The sequence below is a fragment of the Mycobacterium sp. PTI7 genome (assembly GCF_056679845.1).
On sequence record NZ_CM155252.1, the window covers coordinates 4,810,576 to 4,826,901 of the forward strand.

Sequence of the window (16,326 nt, forward strand, 5' to 3'; positions counted from 1 at the left end):
TTCTACGAGCCCACCGGCTTCACCCAGCGCCACTGCCGGGTCGAGCACTCCTTGGCATCGGGCACGCGATCCCGAACTGCGGCAACCACTCCCGGCCACCACTGCTCGTCGTAGTCGTCACCGGAGAGCCAGCCGCCCGGCGCCACCTTCGGCAACCAGCCGTCGATGTCGGCGACCACGCTGTCGTACTCGTGGCGGGCGTCGAGGTGCACCCAGGCCAGTGAGCCGTCGGCAAACAGCGCGGCCGCCGACGGCGAGGGACTCACCACCAGGTGCACACGATCGGCGAAGCCGCATTCGATGACGTTGCGGTGCAGCTGTCCGGCGAAGGTACCGCCGCCGTCGGCGACGGCCGCCGCGTGGGAGTCCTTGTCCGCGGTCCCCTCGCGTCCACTGCCGCGGCAGTAGTCGACGCCGACCACGGTGAAGTCGCGGGGCGACTCGCCCACCACCTCCGCCAGCGAGCAGAGGCTACGGCCGAGGTATGAGCCGACCTCGACGAACGTGCTGCCGGCGGGGAACGTCGCGACGGCCTCCTCCTGGAGGTCGCGCCAGCCGAACCAGCCGTGGATCTGCGACCAGTGCAACGTCGCCTGGTGGTCGTCGACGGGTGAACTCATGTCTTCGGATCCCTCTCGGACGTCGAATCGGCGATTATGGCACCCCGGAGACGATGAACCCGAGACGACCGCATCCGCCGGAAGGCCATACTGGGACCCGTGCAGGTGTTCGCCGGATCGCAGGTGTCGCACTGGGACTTTCCGCGGAACACCGCGAGTGCCGCACTGATGGCACGGTTCGGGACCGACAACGGACTGACGATCGCCGATCTGCTCGACGGCTCGGGTCTGTCCGAGACCGACCTGACCGATCACGGCCGGACCATCCTCGGTCGGCAAGAGCTGGCCATTGCCACCAACCTGGTGACGCTGCTGGGCACACCGGCCGGAGCGGCCGACCTCGGAATCCGCGTCGGAGCCGGCTACCACGTCGGCGCGTTCGGCATCTTCGGTTTCGCGTGCCTGACGAGTCCCACCCTGGGCGACGCCGTCCGGTTCGCAGCCCGCTACTACGAACTCAGCTATGGGTTCTGCCTACCGACGGTGACGGTCGACGGACCGGTCGCGACGTTGCGGCTCGACCTCCCCGGCCTCACCGGTCCGGTCGCCGAGTTCCTCGTCCGGCGCGACCTGTCGGCGATCGCGCAGGTCATGTCCGAGTCGTCGGGCGGCCCCGTCCCGTTCACCGCGATCGAGTTCGCCGGCCAGGAGCCCGCGTCGGGAGACGCCGCGGCACGGTCGGCGTTCGGCGTGACACCGCGCCACGGCGGGCCGGTCACCGTGGCGTCGTGGCCCGCGGAACTCCTTGGGCACCCGCTGCCCCAGGCCAGCGAGATCAGCGTGGCGATGTGTCAGACGCAGTGCACCACCCTGCTGGAGCGCCGGCGTCAGCGGACCGGCGTGGCGCTGCGCGTCCGCGAGCAACTGGCCTCGATCGACGGCGCACCGCACACGATCGGGAAGGTCGCCCGGCACCTGGCGATGAGCGAGCGGACCCTGCGGCGGCGCCTGGCCGAGGAGGACACGACCTTCCGGGATCTGACCGACGAGGTGCACCGGATGCTCGCCGAGGAGTTGCTCGCGACGGGTGCGCTCTCGGTGGAGGACATCGCCCTGCGGCTGGGCTATGCCGAGGCGACGAGCTTCATCGCCGCGTTCAAGCGGTGGACCGGCACCACCCCCGCACGCCATCAACGTTCGGTCGCGCCGCGCGCACGCGTGCTCACCGTGTGAGGCGCTCGGGCCGGGCGGTTGGCCGGAATCATGGATTCACCGTCCGCAATGCTCTGCCGGCCACGCCCTCGGCGGCCCTAGCGTTTCACCCATGACCTCCGCCCGCCGCCGCCCCCGCGTCATCGTCATCGGAGCCGGATTCGGCGGACTCGGTGCGGCGCGGGAGCTGACCAGGGACGGGCTCGCCGACGTGACGGTGCTCGAGAAGGCGGATGACGTCGGCGGGGTCTGGCGGGACAACACCTACCCGGGGGCGGCCTGCGACGTCCCGTCGCACCTGTACTCCTACTCCTTTGCCCGCAAGACCGACTGGGGCCGCCGGTACGCCAAGCAGTCCGACATCCTCGCGTACATCCGTGACACCGCCGATCGCTTCGGCCTGCGCGAGCTGGTGCGCACCGGGGTGGAGGTCACGTCCGCGGCCTACGACGACGACAGCGCCGTCTGGCGGGTGTCGACCTCGTCGGGTGAGGTGCTCGAAGCCGACGTGCTGGTGCCCGCGGTGGGCCAGCTCTCCCGCCCGGCGGTGCCGCCGATCCCCGGCATCGAGACGTTCGCGGGCCCGTCCTTCCACTCCGCGGGGTGGCGCCACGACGTCGACCTGACCGGCAAGCGCGTCGCCGTGCTCGGCACCGGCGCGTCAGCCATCCAATTCGTCCCGCGGATCCGCCGTAACGCCGCGCACGTCACCGTCTTTCAGCGGTCCGCCCCGTACGTCCTGCCCAAGCCGGACCGCGGCTACACCGACGCGCACCACACCGCCTTCGCGAGGGTGCCCGGGTTCGCCGCCGCCATGCGCGGAGTCGTCTGGCAGATCACCGAATTCCTCGGTCTCGCGCTGACCCGGGTCCCTCGGCTCGCGCGGCCGATCCGAGCCGCCGCGATCCTCAACCTCGAACGTCACGTCAAGGACCCCGAGTTGCGTGCGAAGCTGACACCCGACTACCCGATCGGCTGCAAGCGCGTGTTGTTCAGCAGCGAGTGGTATCCGGCGCTGGCCGAGGACGACGTCGAGGTCGAGACGGACGCGATCTCCGAGGTGACGCCGACGGGCGTTCGTACCGCCGACGGCCGGCTGCACGAGGTCGACGTCATCATCTACGGCACCGGGTTCAAGGCCACCGAATTCCTGGCGCCGATGCAGATTACGGGTCGGCACGGTCGCGATCTTCGGGCCGAGTGGTCCGAGGGGGCTCGCGCCCATCTCGGCATGGCCGTCCCGGGATTCCCCAACATGTTCATGATCTACGGTCCGAACACCAACCTCGGCAGCAGCTCGACCATCTTGATGATGGAGCAGCAGGCCGGGTACATCCGTCAACTCGTCGCGGAGCTGGCCCGCCGAGAGCCCCTGCGCGCCCTGGAGATTCGGCGGGCAGTGGAGGAGGCCTACGACGCGGAGGTCCAGACCCGTCTCGACGACGGCGTGTGGACCGCCTGCCAATCCTGGTATCGAGCCGGCTCCGGTCGGGTGACCACCAATTGGCCGGGACTGGTCCGCGAGTACCAGCGCCGCACGCACACCGTCGATCTCACCAGCTATCAGGAAGTTCTGCCGATGACCACAACCGAGGAGGTTGTCGCATGACCGAGGCCTTCGACTACGACGTGCTCGTGATCGGATCTGGGTTCGGCGGGAGCGTGACCGCTCTCCGTCTGAGCGAGAAGGGCTACCGCGTCGGTGTGCTCGAGGCGGGCCGCCGGTTCCGCGACGAGGACTTCGCCACGAACAGCTGGCACGTCCGGGACTACCTGTTCAAGCCCTCCGTCGGCTGCTACGGCATCCAGCGCATCGACGTGCTGTCGGACGCGGTGGTGCTCAGCGGCGCAGGCGTGGGTGGCGGCTCGCTGGTCTACGCGAACACCCTCTACGAGCCCGGGGACCCCTTCTTCGACGATCCGCGCTGGAGCGGAATCACCGACTGGAAGGCCGAACTCACGCCCTGGTACGACCAGGCGAAGCGGATGCTCGGCGTCGCGACCTACCCGCGCACCACGCCGTCGGACAAGGTGATGCTGCAGGTGGCGACGGACCTGGGCATCGCGGACTCGTTCCACGCCACTCCCGTCGGCGTCTGCTTCGGCGACCGCGACGGCCGGCAGGCCGCCCCGGGCGCACCGGTGGGCGACCCCTACTTCGGCGGCGCCGGGCCCGACCGCAACGCGTGCACGCACTGCGGCGAGTGCATGACCGGCTGTCGCCACAACGCGAAGAACACCCTGGTGAAGAACTACCTCTACCTCGCCGAGAAGCTCGGTGCGGACGTCCATCCGTCGACCACGGTCGTCGACGTCGTGCCCCGCGCGGACGGCGGTTATGACGTCGTCACGCGTCGAACCGGAGCCAAGATCCGCAGGCAGCGGCACACGTTCACCGCTCGCGAGGTGGTCTTCTCGGCCGCCGCACTCGGTACCCAGCGGCTGCTCCACCGGCTGCGCGACCGTGGCAGCCTGCCCCGGGTCTCCCGTCGCCTCGGCGAGTTGTCACGCACCAACTCCGAGTCGATCCTCGCCGTGCGGGCGCGTGGCGACGACGTGGACTACTCGGAGGGCGTCGCCATCACGTCGTCGATCCATCCGGACGAACACACGCACGTCGAGCCGTGCCGGTACGGCCACGACTCCAACCTGATGGGGCTGCTCGGCACGATCCTCGTCGACGGTCTGGACGGCCGGCGGCGCTGGCGAACGGGCATGAAGGATCTGCTGAGCCAACGCCGGGATCTCCCCCGCCTGCTCAACCCCAAGAACTGGTCCGAGCAGACGATTCCGCTCCTCGTCATGCAGACCCACGACAATTCGATCACCACCTTCACCCGCCGTTGGCTGTTCGGACGGCGGATGGTGTCACGGCAGGGCGTCGGCGATCCGAATCCGACGTGGATCCCGGCCGGGCACGAAGTCGCCCGTCGCGCAGCCGATTACATGGACGGCATCGCCGGGGGCGCGTGGGCGGATCTGGCGGACATCCCGATGACCGGCCACTTCATCGGTGGGTGCGTCATCGGCGAGACCGCCGACGACGGCGTGGTGGATCCCTACCACCGCATGCACGGACATCCCGGGCTCCACGTGATCGACGGCTCGACCATCACCGCGAACCTGGGGGTGAACCCGTCGCTCACCATCACGGCGTTGGCCGAACGCGCGACCGCACTGTGGCCGAACAAGGGCGAGCCGGACCAGCGTCCGCCGCTCGGCGCACCGTACGTCCGGATAGATCCCGTCAGCCCGACCAGGCGCGCCGTCCCGGACGGTGCTCCCGCCGCCTTGCGGCTCCATCCCGCATCGTGACCGGCTGACGGCCACGCACCCGTCAGGACGTCCCGGCCGCCGGACCCGACCCGACCAGGATCGTGATCTCGGCGGTCGTCTCCACGGTGCGGTCCGCTGCGGGATTCGTGGCGAGGACGAGGTCCGTCATCTCGGGCGACGACGGCATCGATGCCTGCCGGAACCTCGTGAAGCCCGCGGCCAGCAGCGTGCGGATCGCCTCCGCGTAGGTCAGCGATGACACGTTGGGCACCACGCCGAGGCTGGCACCGGGCGCGTCCCGTGCGGGGCCCGACGACACGTCGACGGTGACCTCGCTGCCGGCGTCGACGACGGCCTCGGCGGAGGGCGTCGTGTCGATCACGCGATCGGTGGGCACCGTGGCATGCGCCTTCTGCTCCACGCGCGGTCGCAGCCCGCTGTCCTGCAATACCGCGACCGCGTCGGCCACCGCTCGCCCGCGGACGTCGGGTACGCCCGTGCCGTCGGGACCGCCGCCGGTGAGGTGCAGGGCGCCGGTCACCGCGACGGCGAGCACCGCGATCACTCCGACGGCCGTCGCGACCTTCCGCGTCGCAGACCATTTCCGCGTCGGCACCCGGGGCCCGGGCACCGGCGGGAGCGGCGACGTGTGTTCCACCGCGGACGCCGTGGCGGCGTAGGGGGTCTCGCCGTTCTGCAGGCGGAGCAGGTCGACGCGCATCTGCGCGGCGGACTGGTAGCGGTCGGCAGGGTCCTTCGCCATCGCCTTGAGGACGACGGCGTCGAACTCCGGGCTCAGCTGGTCGTTGCGGCTCGAGGGTGCGGCCGGATCGACGCGGACGTGCTGATAGGCGATCGCGACGGCCGAGTCGCCGGTGAAGGGCGGCTGCCCGGTGGCGATCTCGTGGAGCACGCAGCCGATGGAGTAGACGTCGGAGCGGGCGTCGACCTCGCCGCCGCGCGCCTGCTCGGGCGAGAGGTAGTGCGCGGTTCCCATCACCGCGCCGGTCCGGGTGTCGCTGCCGGCGCCGTCGGCGAGCACGCGGGCGATGCCGAAGTCGACGACCTTCACGGCGCCGTCGTCCCCGATGAGGATGTTCGCCGGCTTGACGTCGCGGTGGATGATCCCGCGCCGGTGACTGAACTCGAGCGCCTGGCAGACCTCCGCGGCGACCGCGACGGCTCGCCGCGGTGTCATGGGTCCACGTGCTCTGAGGACGTCCCGCAGCGAGAGTCCGTCGACGTACTCCATCACGATGTAGAGGACGTTCCCGGTGGGCGTCTGCGCCTCGCCGGTGTCGTAGACCGCGACGATCGCCGGGTGGTTCAGGCCGGCCAGCTTCTGCGCTTCCCGCCGGAATCGTTCGTTGAGGGTGGAGTCCGTCGCGAGGTCGGCGCGCATCACCTTCACCGCGACGTCGCGCTTCAGCAGCAGATCGCTCGCGAGGTGCACTTCGGACATCCCGCCGATGCCCACGACCTCGCGCAGCTCGTAGCGATCGGCGAATCGGGAGGACACCCCGCGATCCTGACACGCCATCGGTGTCTAGGGGGTGTCGGTCGAGCCCGGGAAGGTCATCGACATGTCGCCTACCGACGCACGTTCTCGTGCCGGATAACGATGCGACATCGGACTCGCGACTCGCCCGACGCGGATCGCTCGACCACATGCGTCTCGTTGTTAACATCGCGCCCGTGCCGATCTCCCGGCGTGACGCCCTGCGCTACGCGACCGCCGCGTCCGCGCTGGCCGGTCTCGGCGCGGCGACGGGTGCCTCGATGCCCTCGGCCGCGGCCGCCGGGTCCACGCTGATCGACTACGCCATGCGGCAGATCCCGGCCCAGGACATCATCGCGGCCGGGCACGCCGGCGTCATCAACTACGTCTCGACCTCGCGGCCCGGCTCGTCCTTCGGCGCGAAGCCGATCACCCTGCCCTACGCCCGGACGCTCGCCGCGGCCGGTTTGGCGATCGTCAGCAACTTCCAGTACGGCAAGCCGGGTGGGACGGCGCCGTCGGACTTCACCCGCGGGTTCGCCGGCGGCGTCGCCGACGCCCGCACCGCCTGGCAGTTGCACACCGCGGCGGGCGGCGGCCAGAGCGCCCCCGTCTACTTCAGCGTCGACGACGACGTGGACCGCGAGACGTGGAACGGCGTGGTGCTGCCGTGGTTCCGCGGGATCAACTCGGTGATCGGCGAGCTACGCACCGGGATCTACGGGGGCATTCGGGCCTGCCAGTGGGCGGTGGCCGATGGCGTCGTCGGGAGGTCGAGTACCCCCGGCAAGGTGTGGGCCTGGCAGACCCGGTCCTGGTCCGGCGGTCAGATCTACCCCGGCGCCGTGCTCTATCAGCGCATCATCGACACCGCGTCGAACCCGGGGCCGGTGGTCGGGGGCATCCGCGTCGACGTCAACGACGTGCTGGCATCCGACGTCGGTCAGTGGAGCCTGCACCCCTGACGAATGACCGCTAACGACGCGGCGTCGTCGTGATGTGCACGTGGTCGTAGTGCCCGTAACCCGAGGCCTGCGGCCCGGCCGGCGTGTAGTACGTACCGCGCCAGATCACGTCCTGCAGCCCGAACCGGCCCGCATTGCTCATTGCGAACGCCATGATCTGGTCGCCCAGCGCGATGCCCTCGGGACTCTCGGGGTTGGGGATCATGATGTCGATCGCGAGCCCATTGGGATGCCACGGCTTCGAGTCCGGACGGACCCCGTCGATCTCCGCGATCTGGGGGAACGCCGCGCTGACGGCGCGCGCCGCGAGGACGGTGTTGGGCTGCATCCCCGCCTCCGCCGCGACGCCGACGGGCAGTGCCTCGGGGATGTCCGTCATGGCCGGCGGCGGCGCGACGTCGCCCGGCGGCAGGCCGGGTACCGCCGCGATCGGTGGCGGCACGGCGGCGTCGATGACCGCCTGCTGCTGCGGGGTCAGCGCCGCGTACTGCGCCTCCGCGGCGGCGATCTGGCGGAGCAGTTCCTTCCACTTCGCCTGCAGTTCCGCACGCAGACGGGTGGCGGCCTCGGCGGCGGCGCCTGCGTCGGCGGCCGATCGCTGCGAGGCCTGGGCGGCGGTGGCCGCGCGTTCGCGTGCCGCGTGGAACGCCTTCAACTGCTCGGCCGCAACCGCGGCGACGGTTCGCTGCAGCGACAGCTGATCGATGAGCTGCTGGGGCGAGGATGCGGTGAGCATCGCCGCGAACTGACCGCTGCCGCTGGTGTAGTGCATCGCCGCCACCCGGTCGACGGCGGCCTGATGAGGTGCCAGTTCGGCGTTCGCAACCGCCAGTGCCGCGAGGTCCGCATTGTGGCGGTCGACGGCCGCGGTCTGTTCGGCCAGTCGGGCGTCGGCGTCGCGCTGGGCCGCCGTGACGGCCTCGCGACTCTGCACCGCCTGCTGAGACAGTTCGTTGAGTGTGGCCAGCGCGTCCGTGGCCGGATCGGCTCTGACGCCGCCGATCGACATCACGACCACCAGTGCCGCGGCTGCCGTGCCGTACGCCGTTCGCCGAAGTGAATGGCGCATCCGGAGCATTCGGCTGGTCACGATCCTTCGCGCTAAGGGACCGGTGCCGGCCCTGCTGTCGACGTCCCGCGCAAGGCTACGAACTGACACCGGCGATGTCTACTCGCGTGGGCGTGCTTCCCGTGCCGAGTGTCGGTTTTGGTCGTCACCGGGTGGTGTAGCCGCCGTTGGGAAAGATCGTCTGCCCCGTGATCCACCAGCCCTCACCCGCCAGGAAACGGACGACGGGCACGATGTCGTTCGGGTCCGTCAGACCCGTCTTGGTGAATGCGGACAGGTCCGCCGCCGTCCGGTTGAACTGAGCCGATTCTGCTGATTCCTGACCATAGAAGAATGGCGTCTCCATCGGCCCGGGAGCGACGGCGACAACCGAGATTCCCCGTTTGCCGAACTCCTTGGACGCGGCGCGGGTGAAGTGTTCGACCGGCGCCTTGGATCCGGCATAGGCGGAGTAGTCGCCGATGAAGGCGGCCAGCAGCGAGGTGACCAGCGAGATGATCTTGCCGCCGTCGGAAAGGTGAAGGCCGGCTTGTTGGATGAAGAAGAACGCAGTCTTCGAATTGATCGCGAAGATCGTGTCGTAGTCGTCCTCGGTTATCTCGATCATGGACTTCTTGATGACCATGCCCGTTGTGTTGATGGCAATGTCCACCGAACCCATCGCTTCGGTGGCTTCTCCGAAGAGGCGTGCCACTGCGTCCGCGGAGGTCAGATCGGCCTGAAGCACGTGCGCCTTGGCGCCCGTGGCGATGATCGCGTCCGCGGTGTCGTCGGCGGCCTTGCGCGTGGACTCGCTGTTGTAGTGGACCGTCACCGCCTCCGCCCCGTGCTTGGCGAAGTCCCGCGCGATCAGGCCGCCCAGGTTCTTGGCTCCGCCGGCAATGAGCACGTTCTTGCCGTTGATGTCGTGCTTGCTCATCCGTATCCGTTCGTCGTGACCCCACCGGTCGGCGGTGCGTATCGGTGACCGACGGTAGAGCGGGCGAGCACAAATGACGAGCAGATTGTTATGGTCGATTGACAATCACAACTTGTGAGAGGGGCCATGAGTGACCCGCGCACCCCTGGACCTGCGACGCCTTACGCAGTTCGCCGCCGTGGCCGATCACGCGAGCCTCGCCTCCGCCGCCGTCCACCTCCACATCACGCAGCAGGCGTTGAGCACGGCAATGCGTCAGCTCGAGCGTGAACTGGAAGCGACGCTGTTCGACCGCCGCGGTCGTCGTCTGCGACTGACCGCTGCTGGACGCAGGTTGCGTGACGGCGCCGCCGTCTTGCTCGCCGCCGCAGAAGCTCTCGGCGAGACCGTGCGCGAGGCCGCCGGTGAGCAGTCGCGACCGTACGTGGTCGGGCACTCACCGGCCATCAGCCCCGAAGAGGCGTTCGTGATCGTCGAGCCGATTCGCCGTGCACTGCCTCAGTTGTCGGTGACCGTGCGACAGCTCTTTCCCGACGAACTGCAGGACGGCCTGCTTGCGCGGTCCGTCGACGTTGGACTACGCCGAGGTGCGACCACACCTCCCGATCTCGCAGCGGCCGTGATCAGCTATGACCCACTTCGTATCGCGGTCCGGGCTGGACATCCGTTGAGTGACCGCGTCGACTTGCAGGTCGGCGACATCAGCGACTTCACGTTGGTCGTCTGGGCGCCTCCGACGTTTTCCTTCTATACCGACTTCCTCGTATCCGTTTGTCGCAGAGCAGGGTTCGAACCCACCCTGGCGGTCGACAACCTTCAGGGCGTTCCATCGATCACCGCGGTAGCGGAGAACGACCACGTCGCACTGGTCACTGCCCCCGTCGGCCCAGCTCTCGGAGGACGAGTCATGGTGTGCCCCATGATCGACCCGCCGATGATGCCGGTGCAGGCCGTCTGGCTGCCGCACACGGTGTCCGAGGCTCGCGCCGTACTGCTCGCCCCGTCCCGTGCCGATCAGCAACCGATCACACCCAGCCATTCACCGAATCCGCAGCCCCGATAGATCCCAATTGGTGCGGTGGGCCCTGCGTCGGCCGTGCGACGATGAAACGCAGACGCGAGGGGGTCTCAGGTGTCGGTGACGGTGTCGACGGTGCAGGCGTCGCAACCCCAGCGGCTCATCGCCTCCGCCGCCGACCTCGGGACCAAGATTTCAGCGCTCGACGCGGTGACGACCGATCAACGTCGAGCACTCGCTCACCTGCGCGAGTCGTGGCAGGGCCAGGCGGCGAACGCGGCCATCGCCCGGGCCGAGCAGAACCTGAATCAGCAGGAGGAACTGCGAGCGCGCCTCGCGGCCCTGCAGCCGGCACTGCAGTCCGGCGGTAGCCAGCTGGACTCGACCCGCACCGGGCTGCTCGCCGTCGTCGGGGTGCTGCGGGCCGCCGGCTGGCAGGTCGCCGACGACGGCACGGCCACCCCGCCACCCATCCCGCCGATCCTGCGCCTGCTGGCTCCCGGGTGGACGGCGATCATCAAGAGGCTTCTCGCGGTGTTCACCGAGATCGACGCCACGACCGCTGCCGCCATCTCGGCGGCCGTCGGCGGACCGGTCCCCGCGACGCCGCCCGGCACGCTGGGCGATCCCCGCAGGCTGCCGTCCTCGGACACCCCGCCCGAGGACGTCAAGACGTGGTGGGATTCGCTCAGCCAGGACGAGCGCGATCAGCTCATCGCCGACCATCCGGCCGACTTGGGCAACCTCAACGGGATTCCCGCGGAGGTGCGGGATCAGGTCAATCAGGCCGTCCTGCAGGACGACCTGTCGCGGGTCGAGGACGTCGCGAATCAGCATGGCGTGTCCACCGACGAGGTGCTGTCCGATCCGGATGCCTATGGGCTGAGCGCCACCGACGCCACCCGGTACGGGAACGCCGTGCAGACCCGGAAGGGTCTGGAGAAGACGGCCGCCGAGGGCACCGTGGATCGTCCGGTGATGCTGTGGGCGTACGACCCGCTGGCCTTCAACGGTCAGGGCAAGGCGGCCGTCGCGATCGGCAACCCGGACAAGGCCCAGAACACCGCCGTCGTGGTGCCGGGCACCGGAAGCAGCGTGAAGGACGGCTGGCTCGAGGGTGACAACGCCACCAACCTGTACGACCAGATGCGCCTCGGCGATCCCGACGAGTCGACGTCGGTGATCGCCTGGATGGGCTACGACGCGCCCGACAGCCCCACCGACCCCCGCATCGCCACGCCCGGACTGGCCCGTGCCGGTGGCGACATGCTCGCCGCCGACGTCAACGGACTCGGCGCCACCCACGAGGGCGTCCCGTCCACGGTGACCGTCATCGGGCACTCCTACGGGTCCACCACGGTGGCGGACGCGTTCGCGGGCAGCGGCATGCGCGCCGACAACGCCGTACTGATCGGCAGTCCGGGGACCGATCTGGCTGAAAGCGCCGCCGACTTCAACCTCCCCGACGGCGGGCAGGTCTACGTCGGTGCCGCCTCGAGTGACCCCGTGTCCTGGCTCGGTCAGGCCGGCCCGATCCCCGACATCATCAACCGCGAACTGGGCTACCCGCTGGGTCTCGAGGCCGGTCTGGGCAGCGATCCGGCGGGTGATGGCTTCGGCTCCGTGCGCTTCGACGCCGAGGTGCCCGGCCGCAGCGGTCTGCCGGACTTCGGCGACCACTCCCGCTACTACGACGTGGGTAGCGAATCGCTCCGCGCCATGACCGACATCGCGACCGGGGACGGGTCGACGCTGGAAGACAACGGGCTCACCGCCGAAGGTCGCAGGCAACCCCACGTCGGCCTGCCCGACGAACTGGATCTTCCGGGACTTCCACCGATCGACCTGCCGGACTGGGACACTCCAATACCGGGCACGCCTGCCCTCAACGACCCGGAAGGCGATCGTGGCACCGTCACCAGGAACCACCAGTACTGACCGCGCGGGCCGCGTCGCGGCGTTGGGAGCGGCCATCGTGGCCGGCGCACTACTGCTAGGAGGATGCGCGATGGGCTCCGAGAGTTCGGCCGATCTCGACGGCCCGGAGATGAGCGACGAGCAGACCCGTGCACAGGTGGTGGACCCGGCCAGGCGACTGGTTCGGGCGACACGCCTAGACCTGCGCGGCGCCACCTTCGAGTTCGACTCCTGCACCGATCAGGAGGTCGCTCCGTTCCGCGGGCAGGTCGGAATGGGCTTCACCTTCCCGGCCGGGGCGGACAAGGAGAAGTACCTCGACGGGATCGTCGACGCCATGGTGGCCGACGGTTGGAGTAGGGGCGCGCCCCCAGGGAAGGACCCGCACGGTCGAGCCATGAACCTCGGCGAGGTGATGGCGATCGTCACCGCCAATCCCGATCATCCCGATCGCGGCTACATCCAGATCTACGGTGAGTGCCGCAATGCCGGCGAGCACGGCGCCGACGAGCAGGACATCCGCGGCGAACTCACCGGGTAGCGCCTAACCGGCCGCGCCGATCGACGCAGCCGCGGTGTGGTCGCCGGATTCGTACTGCGCGGCAGCATCTTTGAGGTTCCCGCCGTAGGTGGCGGTCGCCTTCGCAACCTCATCGGTTTCGGCAGCGATGGCCGACTGGGCGTTCAGCGCGGCCGCGGCGGTGGCCAACTGAGGTACCGCAGCGGCGGCGTCGGCCAGTGGGCCGTCGGCATCCAGCCCTGCCAGACTCGCACCGGCCTGGTCGAACTCGGTGCCCGCGGTCGTCAATGCGCCGGGGTCGACCCGTAGGGGCTGGGAGCCAGTCATGTCGGCACCTTCCGCTGGAACCACGGCGCGGACGCCAGATCACTCCATCCTATGGCGACCGGGACTCGCCCCTGAGCGGCACTTTCCCCGGTCGTCCATCTCGACAACCCGACGTGCGTCGGTAGAGTCGGAATCACCATGGTCGAGAAGCGCAGGGTCGGGCTATTGGCGCTGGTGCTCGTCGCCCTGATCGTGAGCAGCGTGCTCGGATCGGCCACCGCGACGGCCGCCGACCTCGACGACTATCGCTGGGAACGACGTCCACTTCTGGTTTTCGCGCCCTCGAACGACGATCCGAAACTGGTCGAGACGCTGAGCCGGATCGAGGCCACTCGCTGCCAGTTCGACGATCGCGACATGGTGCTCGGCGTGCTGGTCGCCGAGGGCAACAGCACCCTCGACGGTCGAGCCATCGGTGCCGACGAGTCGGGACGGCTGGCCACCCGGTTCGGGATCGGCGCCAACGACTTCAGCGTCCTGCTCATCGGCAAGGACGGCGGCGAGAAGTGGCGCGTCGACGCGGTTCCCGAACTGCGAACGATTTACGCCGTGATCGATGGCATGCCCATGAGGAGCCGTGACAAGGGCGCCGATCCCGGTGCGTGCTGACCCCGTGGAGAGTCACCGGCCCGACACGTCGGTGAGCCGCCGGCTACGGCTCGGCTTGGCGGGCGTCTGCTCGATCCTCCTCGTCGTATCGTGCGGCAGCGCCGAACAATCCGCCGGTGCGGACGAACCGAGCACGCCGGGCAGTACCCGCTCGTCGGCCCCGGCCATCGCGGCCGACCGATCCGACGTGGCGCTGGTCGACCTCGGCGATGCCGCCGCGGTGGCCGCCTGGACGACGGTCAACGACCCGGTGATGGGCGGCAGGTCCACCTCGACGGTGACGTTCGGGGACGGGGGCCTCGCCTTCTCCGGGAACCTGTCGTTGGAGAACAACGGCGGATTCGCCTCGGCTCGCGGGCCGGAGGATCCCGAGATCGGTTCCAAGGCAACGGGTTCGACGTCGCTGCGCGTGCGGGCCCTGGGTGACGGCAAGACCTATCTCGTGAAGGCCGGGATCGCAGGGCAGCCGTGGTCGTACATTCAGCGTTTCCCGACCGAGGCCGGCGTCCAACGGGACTACGCGTTGCCCGTCGAGGGCTTCGAGCCGGTCGGCATGCGCCTCGACCCGGACCCGGACGCACCCCGGAGGCTGGATCCGTCGGGCATCGACCAGCTGTCGGTCTACGTGCTCGACAAGCAGCAGGGCCCGTTCGCGATCACCGTCAGGGCGATCGACGCCACGTTCTGAGACTCTCCCCAACATCCGTTAGCCCGAGATGACGCTTTCGCCGTATCACTAGCGTGCTAGAGTCTAGCTTGACAGACAATGGTGCGCGAGAGGAGCAGGCGGTGCCAGACGCAGTGCCCGATCACTTGGGACAACAGCTGTCGTTCGCCCTGTACGGGGCTGCGAACCGGATGATCCGCCAGCACAAGCCGTTCCTCGAACCGCTCGGCTTGACGTTTCCCCAATACCTGGTGGTGCTGGCGCTGCTGGATGGCGCACCGCTGCCCGTCGGCGCACTGGGCGCGCGCCTCGACATGGACACCGGCACCATCACGCCCCTGGTGAAGCGGCTCGAGGCGATGGGTGTCGTCACGCGGACCAGGGACGTCGCCGACGAGCGGCGAGTGCTCGTCGACCTGACCACCCGCGGGCGCGATCTCGAGCCCGACGTTCGAGGCATCACCGACCAGATCAAGACAGCCTGCCAGCTCACCGACAGGGGCCTCGACGACCTCCGCCGCACGCTCGAAGGACTCGCACACCCCGCCGTCGACTAGGTCCGGCACTGCAACTCTGACACCCACCCGTCGACGTGGCCGCGCGCACGGCCTGATCGCCGATTGCCGCGCCGCTCAGGGCGCCGTCACGGCGTCGGCCACGGCCGCGCCGAGAGTCTTGGTGTCGGCCGTGCCGCCCATGTCCGGGGTCAGGTCGTCGCCGCCGCTGGCCAGGACTGTCTCGATCGCATTGAGCACTGCGCCGGCGGCGGCGGGCTCGCCGAGGTGCTCCAACATCATCGAGGCGCACCAGATCTGGCCGATCGGATTCGCGATCCCCTTTCCCGCGATGTCGGGCGCCGACCCGTGCACCGGCTCGAACAGGCTGGGGAAGCGGCGTTCCGGGTTGATGTTGCCACTGGGGGCGATGCCGATCGTGCCGGTGCACGCGGGGCCGAGGTCGGACAGGATGTCGCCGAACAGATTGGAGGCGACGACGACGTCGAACCAGTCGGGGTGCATGACGAAGTTCGCCGCGAGGATGTCGATGTGGTACTTGTCCACGTCGATGTCGGGGTAGTGGGTCGCCATCGCCTGAACGCGTTCGTCCCAGTAGGGCATGGAGATCGAGATGCCGTTGCTCTTGGTCGCCGAGGTCAGGTGCTTCTTGGGACGAGTCGCCGCGAGGTCGAAGGCGAACTTCAGGATCCGGTCGACACCGGTGCGGGTCATGATCGTCTCCTGCATGACCACCTCGCGGTCGGTGCCCTCGAAGATCTTCCCGCCGACGCTCGAGTACTCGCCCTCGGTGTTCTCGCGTACGACGTAGAAGTCGACGTCGCCCGGCGAACGTCCCGCCAGCGGACTGCGTACACCGGGCATCAGCCGGACCGGTCGGAGGTTCACGTACTGGTCGAACGCGCGGCGGAACTGGAGCAGGCTCCCCCACAGCGACACGTGGTCGGGGACCACGTCGGGCCATCCGACGGCACCGAAGAAGATTGCGTCGAAGCCACTCAGCTCGTCGAACCAGTCGTCCGGCAGCATCTTCCCGTGCTTGGCGTAGTACTCGGCGCTCGAGTGATCGAAGTGCTCGAACTCGAATCGCAGGTCGAACGCGTGGGACGCCGCGTCGAGGACGCGCAGGCCCTCGGGCACGACTTCGGTGCCGATGCCGTCGCCGGGTATGACGGCGATTCGGTGGGTTCGTGACATCTGGGTGGGTCCTCTCGGTGCGCGGTTCAGGTGACGGCATGGAGCGGTTCGCAGCCG

At 69.2% G+C, this 16,326-nt stretch carries 16 protein-coding genes; 10 read left to right on the forward strand and 6 right to left on the reverse strand.

Annotation, left to right across the window (positions count from 1 at the left end; translation table 11 throughout):
* Positions 1 to 2: 2 nt before the first annotated feature.
* Entirely contained in the window at positions 3 to 620 is a 618-nt protein-coding gene (locus tag AC1MEY_RS23295) for a class I SAM-dependent methyltransferase (RefSeq protein WP_480227736.1), read from the reverse strand.
* 99 nt (positions 621 to 719) lie between these two features.
* Between AC1MEY_RS23295 and AC1MEY_RS23300 the strand changes: the two genes are divergently transcribed.
* From AC1MEY_RS23300 to AC1MEY_RS23310, 3 genes are all read left to right on the forward strand, one after another.
* On the forward strand, positions 720 to 1,793 hold the full coding sequence (locus tag AC1MEY_RS23300) for an AraC family transcriptional regulator (protein WP_480227737.1): 1,074 nt from the start codon (positions 720 to 722) through the stop codon (positions 1,791 to 1,793).
* 91 nt (positions 1,794 to 1,884) lie between these two features.
* Positions 1,885 to 3,381 carry a flavin-containing monooxygenase gene (locus AC1MEY_RS23305; protein WP_480227738.1) on the forward strand — a complete coding sequence of 499 codons (1,497 nt, stop codon included), beginning with the start codon at positions 1,885 to 1,887 and terminating at the stop codon, positions 3,379 to 3,381.
* Complete coding sequence (locus AC1MEY_RS23310; protein WP_480227739.1) at positions 3,378 to 5,087, forward strand: GMC oxidoreductase; 1,710 nt, start codon at positions 3,378 to 3,380, stop codon at positions 5,085 to 5,087. The genes AC1MEY_RS23305 and AC1MEY_RS23310 overlap by 4 nt, the downstream gene beginning before the upstream one ends.
* 22 nt (positions 5,088 to 5,109) lie before the next feature.
* On the opposite strand, the gene pknB is transcribed toward AC1MEY_RS23310, so the two are convergent.
* Positions 5,110 to 6,567, reverse strand: a complete 1,458-nt coding sequence (gene pknB, locus AC1MEY_RS23315) for a Stk1 family PASTA domain-containing Ser/Thr kinase (protein ID WP_480227740.1) — start codon at positions 6,565 to 6,567, stop codon at positions 5,110 to 5,112.
* A gap of 149 nt (positions 6,568 to 6,716) precedes the next feature.
* On the opposite strand from pknB, the gene AC1MEY_RS23320 reads away from it, so the two are divergent.
* Positions 6,717 to 7,511 (forward strand): DUF1906 domain-containing protein, encoded by a 795-nt coding sequence (locus AC1MEY_RS23320; protein ID WP_480227741.1) that lies wholly within the window; start codon positions 6,717 to 6,719, stop codon positions 7,509 to 7,511.
* A 10-nt stretch (positions 7,512 to 7,521) separates the two neighbouring features.
* Here AC1MEY_RS23320 and AC1MEY_RS23325 read toward each other — a convergent pair whose 3' ends face one another.
* Both AC1MEY_RS23325 and AC1MEY_RS23330 read right to left on the reverse strand, forming a co-directional pair.
* Complete coding sequence (locus AC1MEY_RS23325) at positions 7,522 to 8,589, reverse strand: coiled-coil domain-containing protein (protein ID WP_480231636.1); 1,068 nt, start codon at positions 8,587 to 8,589, stop codon at positions 7,522 to 7,524.
* Between the two features lie 136 nt (positions 8,590 to 8,725).
* Complete coding sequence (locus AC1MEY_RS23330) at positions 8,726 to 9,499, reverse strand: SDR family oxidoreductase (RefSeq protein WP_480227742.1); 774 nt, start codon at positions 9,497 to 9,499, stop codon at positions 8,726 to 8,728.
* A gap of 178 nt (positions 9,500 to 9,677) precedes the next feature.
* Here AC1MEY_RS23330 and AC1MEY_RS23335 point away from each other — a divergent pair, with 178 nt between their 5' ends.
* The 3 genes from AC1MEY_RS23335 (at position 9,678) to AC1MEY_RS23345 (ending at position 12,975) form a co-directional block, all read left to right on the forward strand.
* Entirely contained in the window at positions 9,678 to 10,562 is an 885-nt protein-coding gene (locus AC1MEY_RS23335; RefSeq protein ID WP_480227743.1) for a LysR family transcriptional regulator, read from the forward strand.
* 69 nt (positions 10,563 to 10,631) lie between these two features.
* Positions 10,632 to 12,455, forward strand: a complete 1,824-nt coding sequence (locus AC1MEY_RS23340; RefSeq protein WP_480227744.1) for an alpha/beta hydrolase — start codon at positions 10,632 to 10,634, stop codon at positions 12,453 to 12,455.
* A 70-nt stretch (positions 12,456 to 12,525) separates the two neighbouring features.
* Positions 12,526 to 12,975, forward strand: coding sequence for a hypothetical protein (locus AC1MEY_RS23345; protein ID WP_480227745.1), 450 nt, complete (start codon positions 12,526 to 12,528; stop codon positions 12,973 to 12,975).
* Positions 12,976 to 12,978: 3 nt separating this feature from the next.
* Here AC1MEY_RS23345 and AC1MEY_RS23350 read toward each other — a convergent pair whose 3' ends face one another.
* Positions 12,979 to 13,281 (reverse strand): ESX-1 secretion-associated protein, encoded by a 303-nt coding sequence (locus tag AC1MEY_RS23350; RefSeq protein ID WP_480227746.1) that lies wholly within the window; start codon positions 13,279 to 13,281, stop codon positions 12,979 to 12,981.
* A gap of 138 nt (positions 13,282 to 13,419) precedes the next feature.
* Here AC1MEY_RS23350 and AC1MEY_RS23355 point away from each other — a divergent pair, with 138 nt between their 5' ends.
* The 3 genes from AC1MEY_RS23355 to AC1MEY_RS23365 all read left to right on the forward strand — a co-directional run bounded on the left by AC1MEY_RS23355 (position 13,420) and on the right by AC1MEY_RS23365 (position 15,114).
* A complete protein-coding gene (locus tag AC1MEY_RS23355) occupies positions 13,420 to 13,890 on the forward strand; it encodes a DUF4174 domain-containing protein (RefSeq protein WP_480227747.1) in 471 nt (156 codons plus the stop codon).
* A complete protein-coding gene (locus AC1MEY_RS23360; RefSeq protein WP_480227748.1) occupies positions 13,859 to 14,578 on the forward strand; it encodes a CIA30 family protein in 720 nt (239 codons plus the stop codon). The genes AC1MEY_RS23355 and AC1MEY_RS23360 overlap by 32 nt, the downstream gene beginning before the upstream one ends.
* A 101-nt stretch (positions 14,579 to 14,679) precedes the next feature.
* Positions 14,680 to 15,114: a MarR family winged helix-turn-helix transcriptional regulator gene (locus AC1MEY_RS23365; protein WP_480227749.1), complete on the forward strand. Its 435-nt coding sequence runs from the start codon at positions 14,680 to 14,682 to the stop codon at positions 15,112 to 15,114.
* A 75-nt stretch (positions 15,115 to 15,189) separates the two neighbouring features.
* Here the strand turns inward: AC1MEY_RS23365 and AC1MEY_RS23370 are convergent, their stop codons facing one another.
* The gene (locus tag AC1MEY_RS23370; RefSeq protein WP_480227750.1) at positions 15,190 to 16,269 is read right to left on the reverse strand and encodes a tartrate dehydrogenase; all 1,080 of its coding nucleotides are present in this window, start codon (positions 16,267 to 16,269) and stop codon (positions 15,190 to 15,192) included.
* Between the last annotated feature and the right edge of the window lie 57 nt (positions 16,270 to 16,326).

Excerpts from the sequence above, each read along its gene's own strand:
- AC1MEY_RS23325 (WP_480231636.1), bottom strand. The coding sequence starts at position 8,589 with ATGCTCCGGATGCGCCATTCACTTCGGCGAACGGCGTACGGCACGGCA.
- AC1MEY_RS23295 (WP_480227736.1), bottom strand. The coding sequence starts at position 620 with ATGAGTTCACCCGTCGACGACCACCAGGCGACGTTGCACTGGTCGCAG.
- AC1MEY_RS23355 (WP_480227747.1), top strand. The coding sequence starts at position 13,420 with ATGGTCGAGAAGCGCAGGGTCGGGCTATTGGCGCTGGTGCTCGTCGCC.
- AC1MEY_RS23345 (WP_480227745.1), top strand. The coding sequence starts at position 12,526 with ATGGGCTCCGAGAGTTCGGCCGATCTCGACGGCCCGGAGATGAGCGAC.
- AC1MEY_RS23305 (WP_480227738.1), top strand. The coding sequence starts at position 1,885 with ATGACCTCCGCCCGCCGCCGCCCCCGCGTCATCGTCATCGGAGCCGGA.
- AC1MEY_RS23370 (WP_480227750.1), bottom strand. The coding sequence starts at position 16,269 with ATGTCACGAACCCACCGAATCGCCGTCATACCCGGCGACGGCATCGGC.
- AC1MEY_RS23330 (WP_480227742.1), bottom strand. The coding sequence starts at position 9,499 with ATGAGCAAGCACGACATCAACGGCAAGAACGTGCTCATTGCCGGCGGA.
- AC1MEY_RS23350 (WP_480227746.1), bottom strand. The coding sequence starts at position 13,281 with ATGACTGGCTCCCAGCCCCTACGGGTCGACCCCGGCGCATTGACGACC.
- AC1MEY_RS23320 (WP_480227741.1), top strand. The coding sequence starts at position 6,717 with ATGCGTCTCGTTGTTAACATCGCGCCCGTGCCGATCTCCCGGCGTGAC.
- AC1MEY_RS23310 (WP_480227739.1), top strand. The coding sequence starts at position 3,378 with ATGACCGAGGCCTTCGACTACGACGTGCTCGTGATCGGATCTGGGTTC.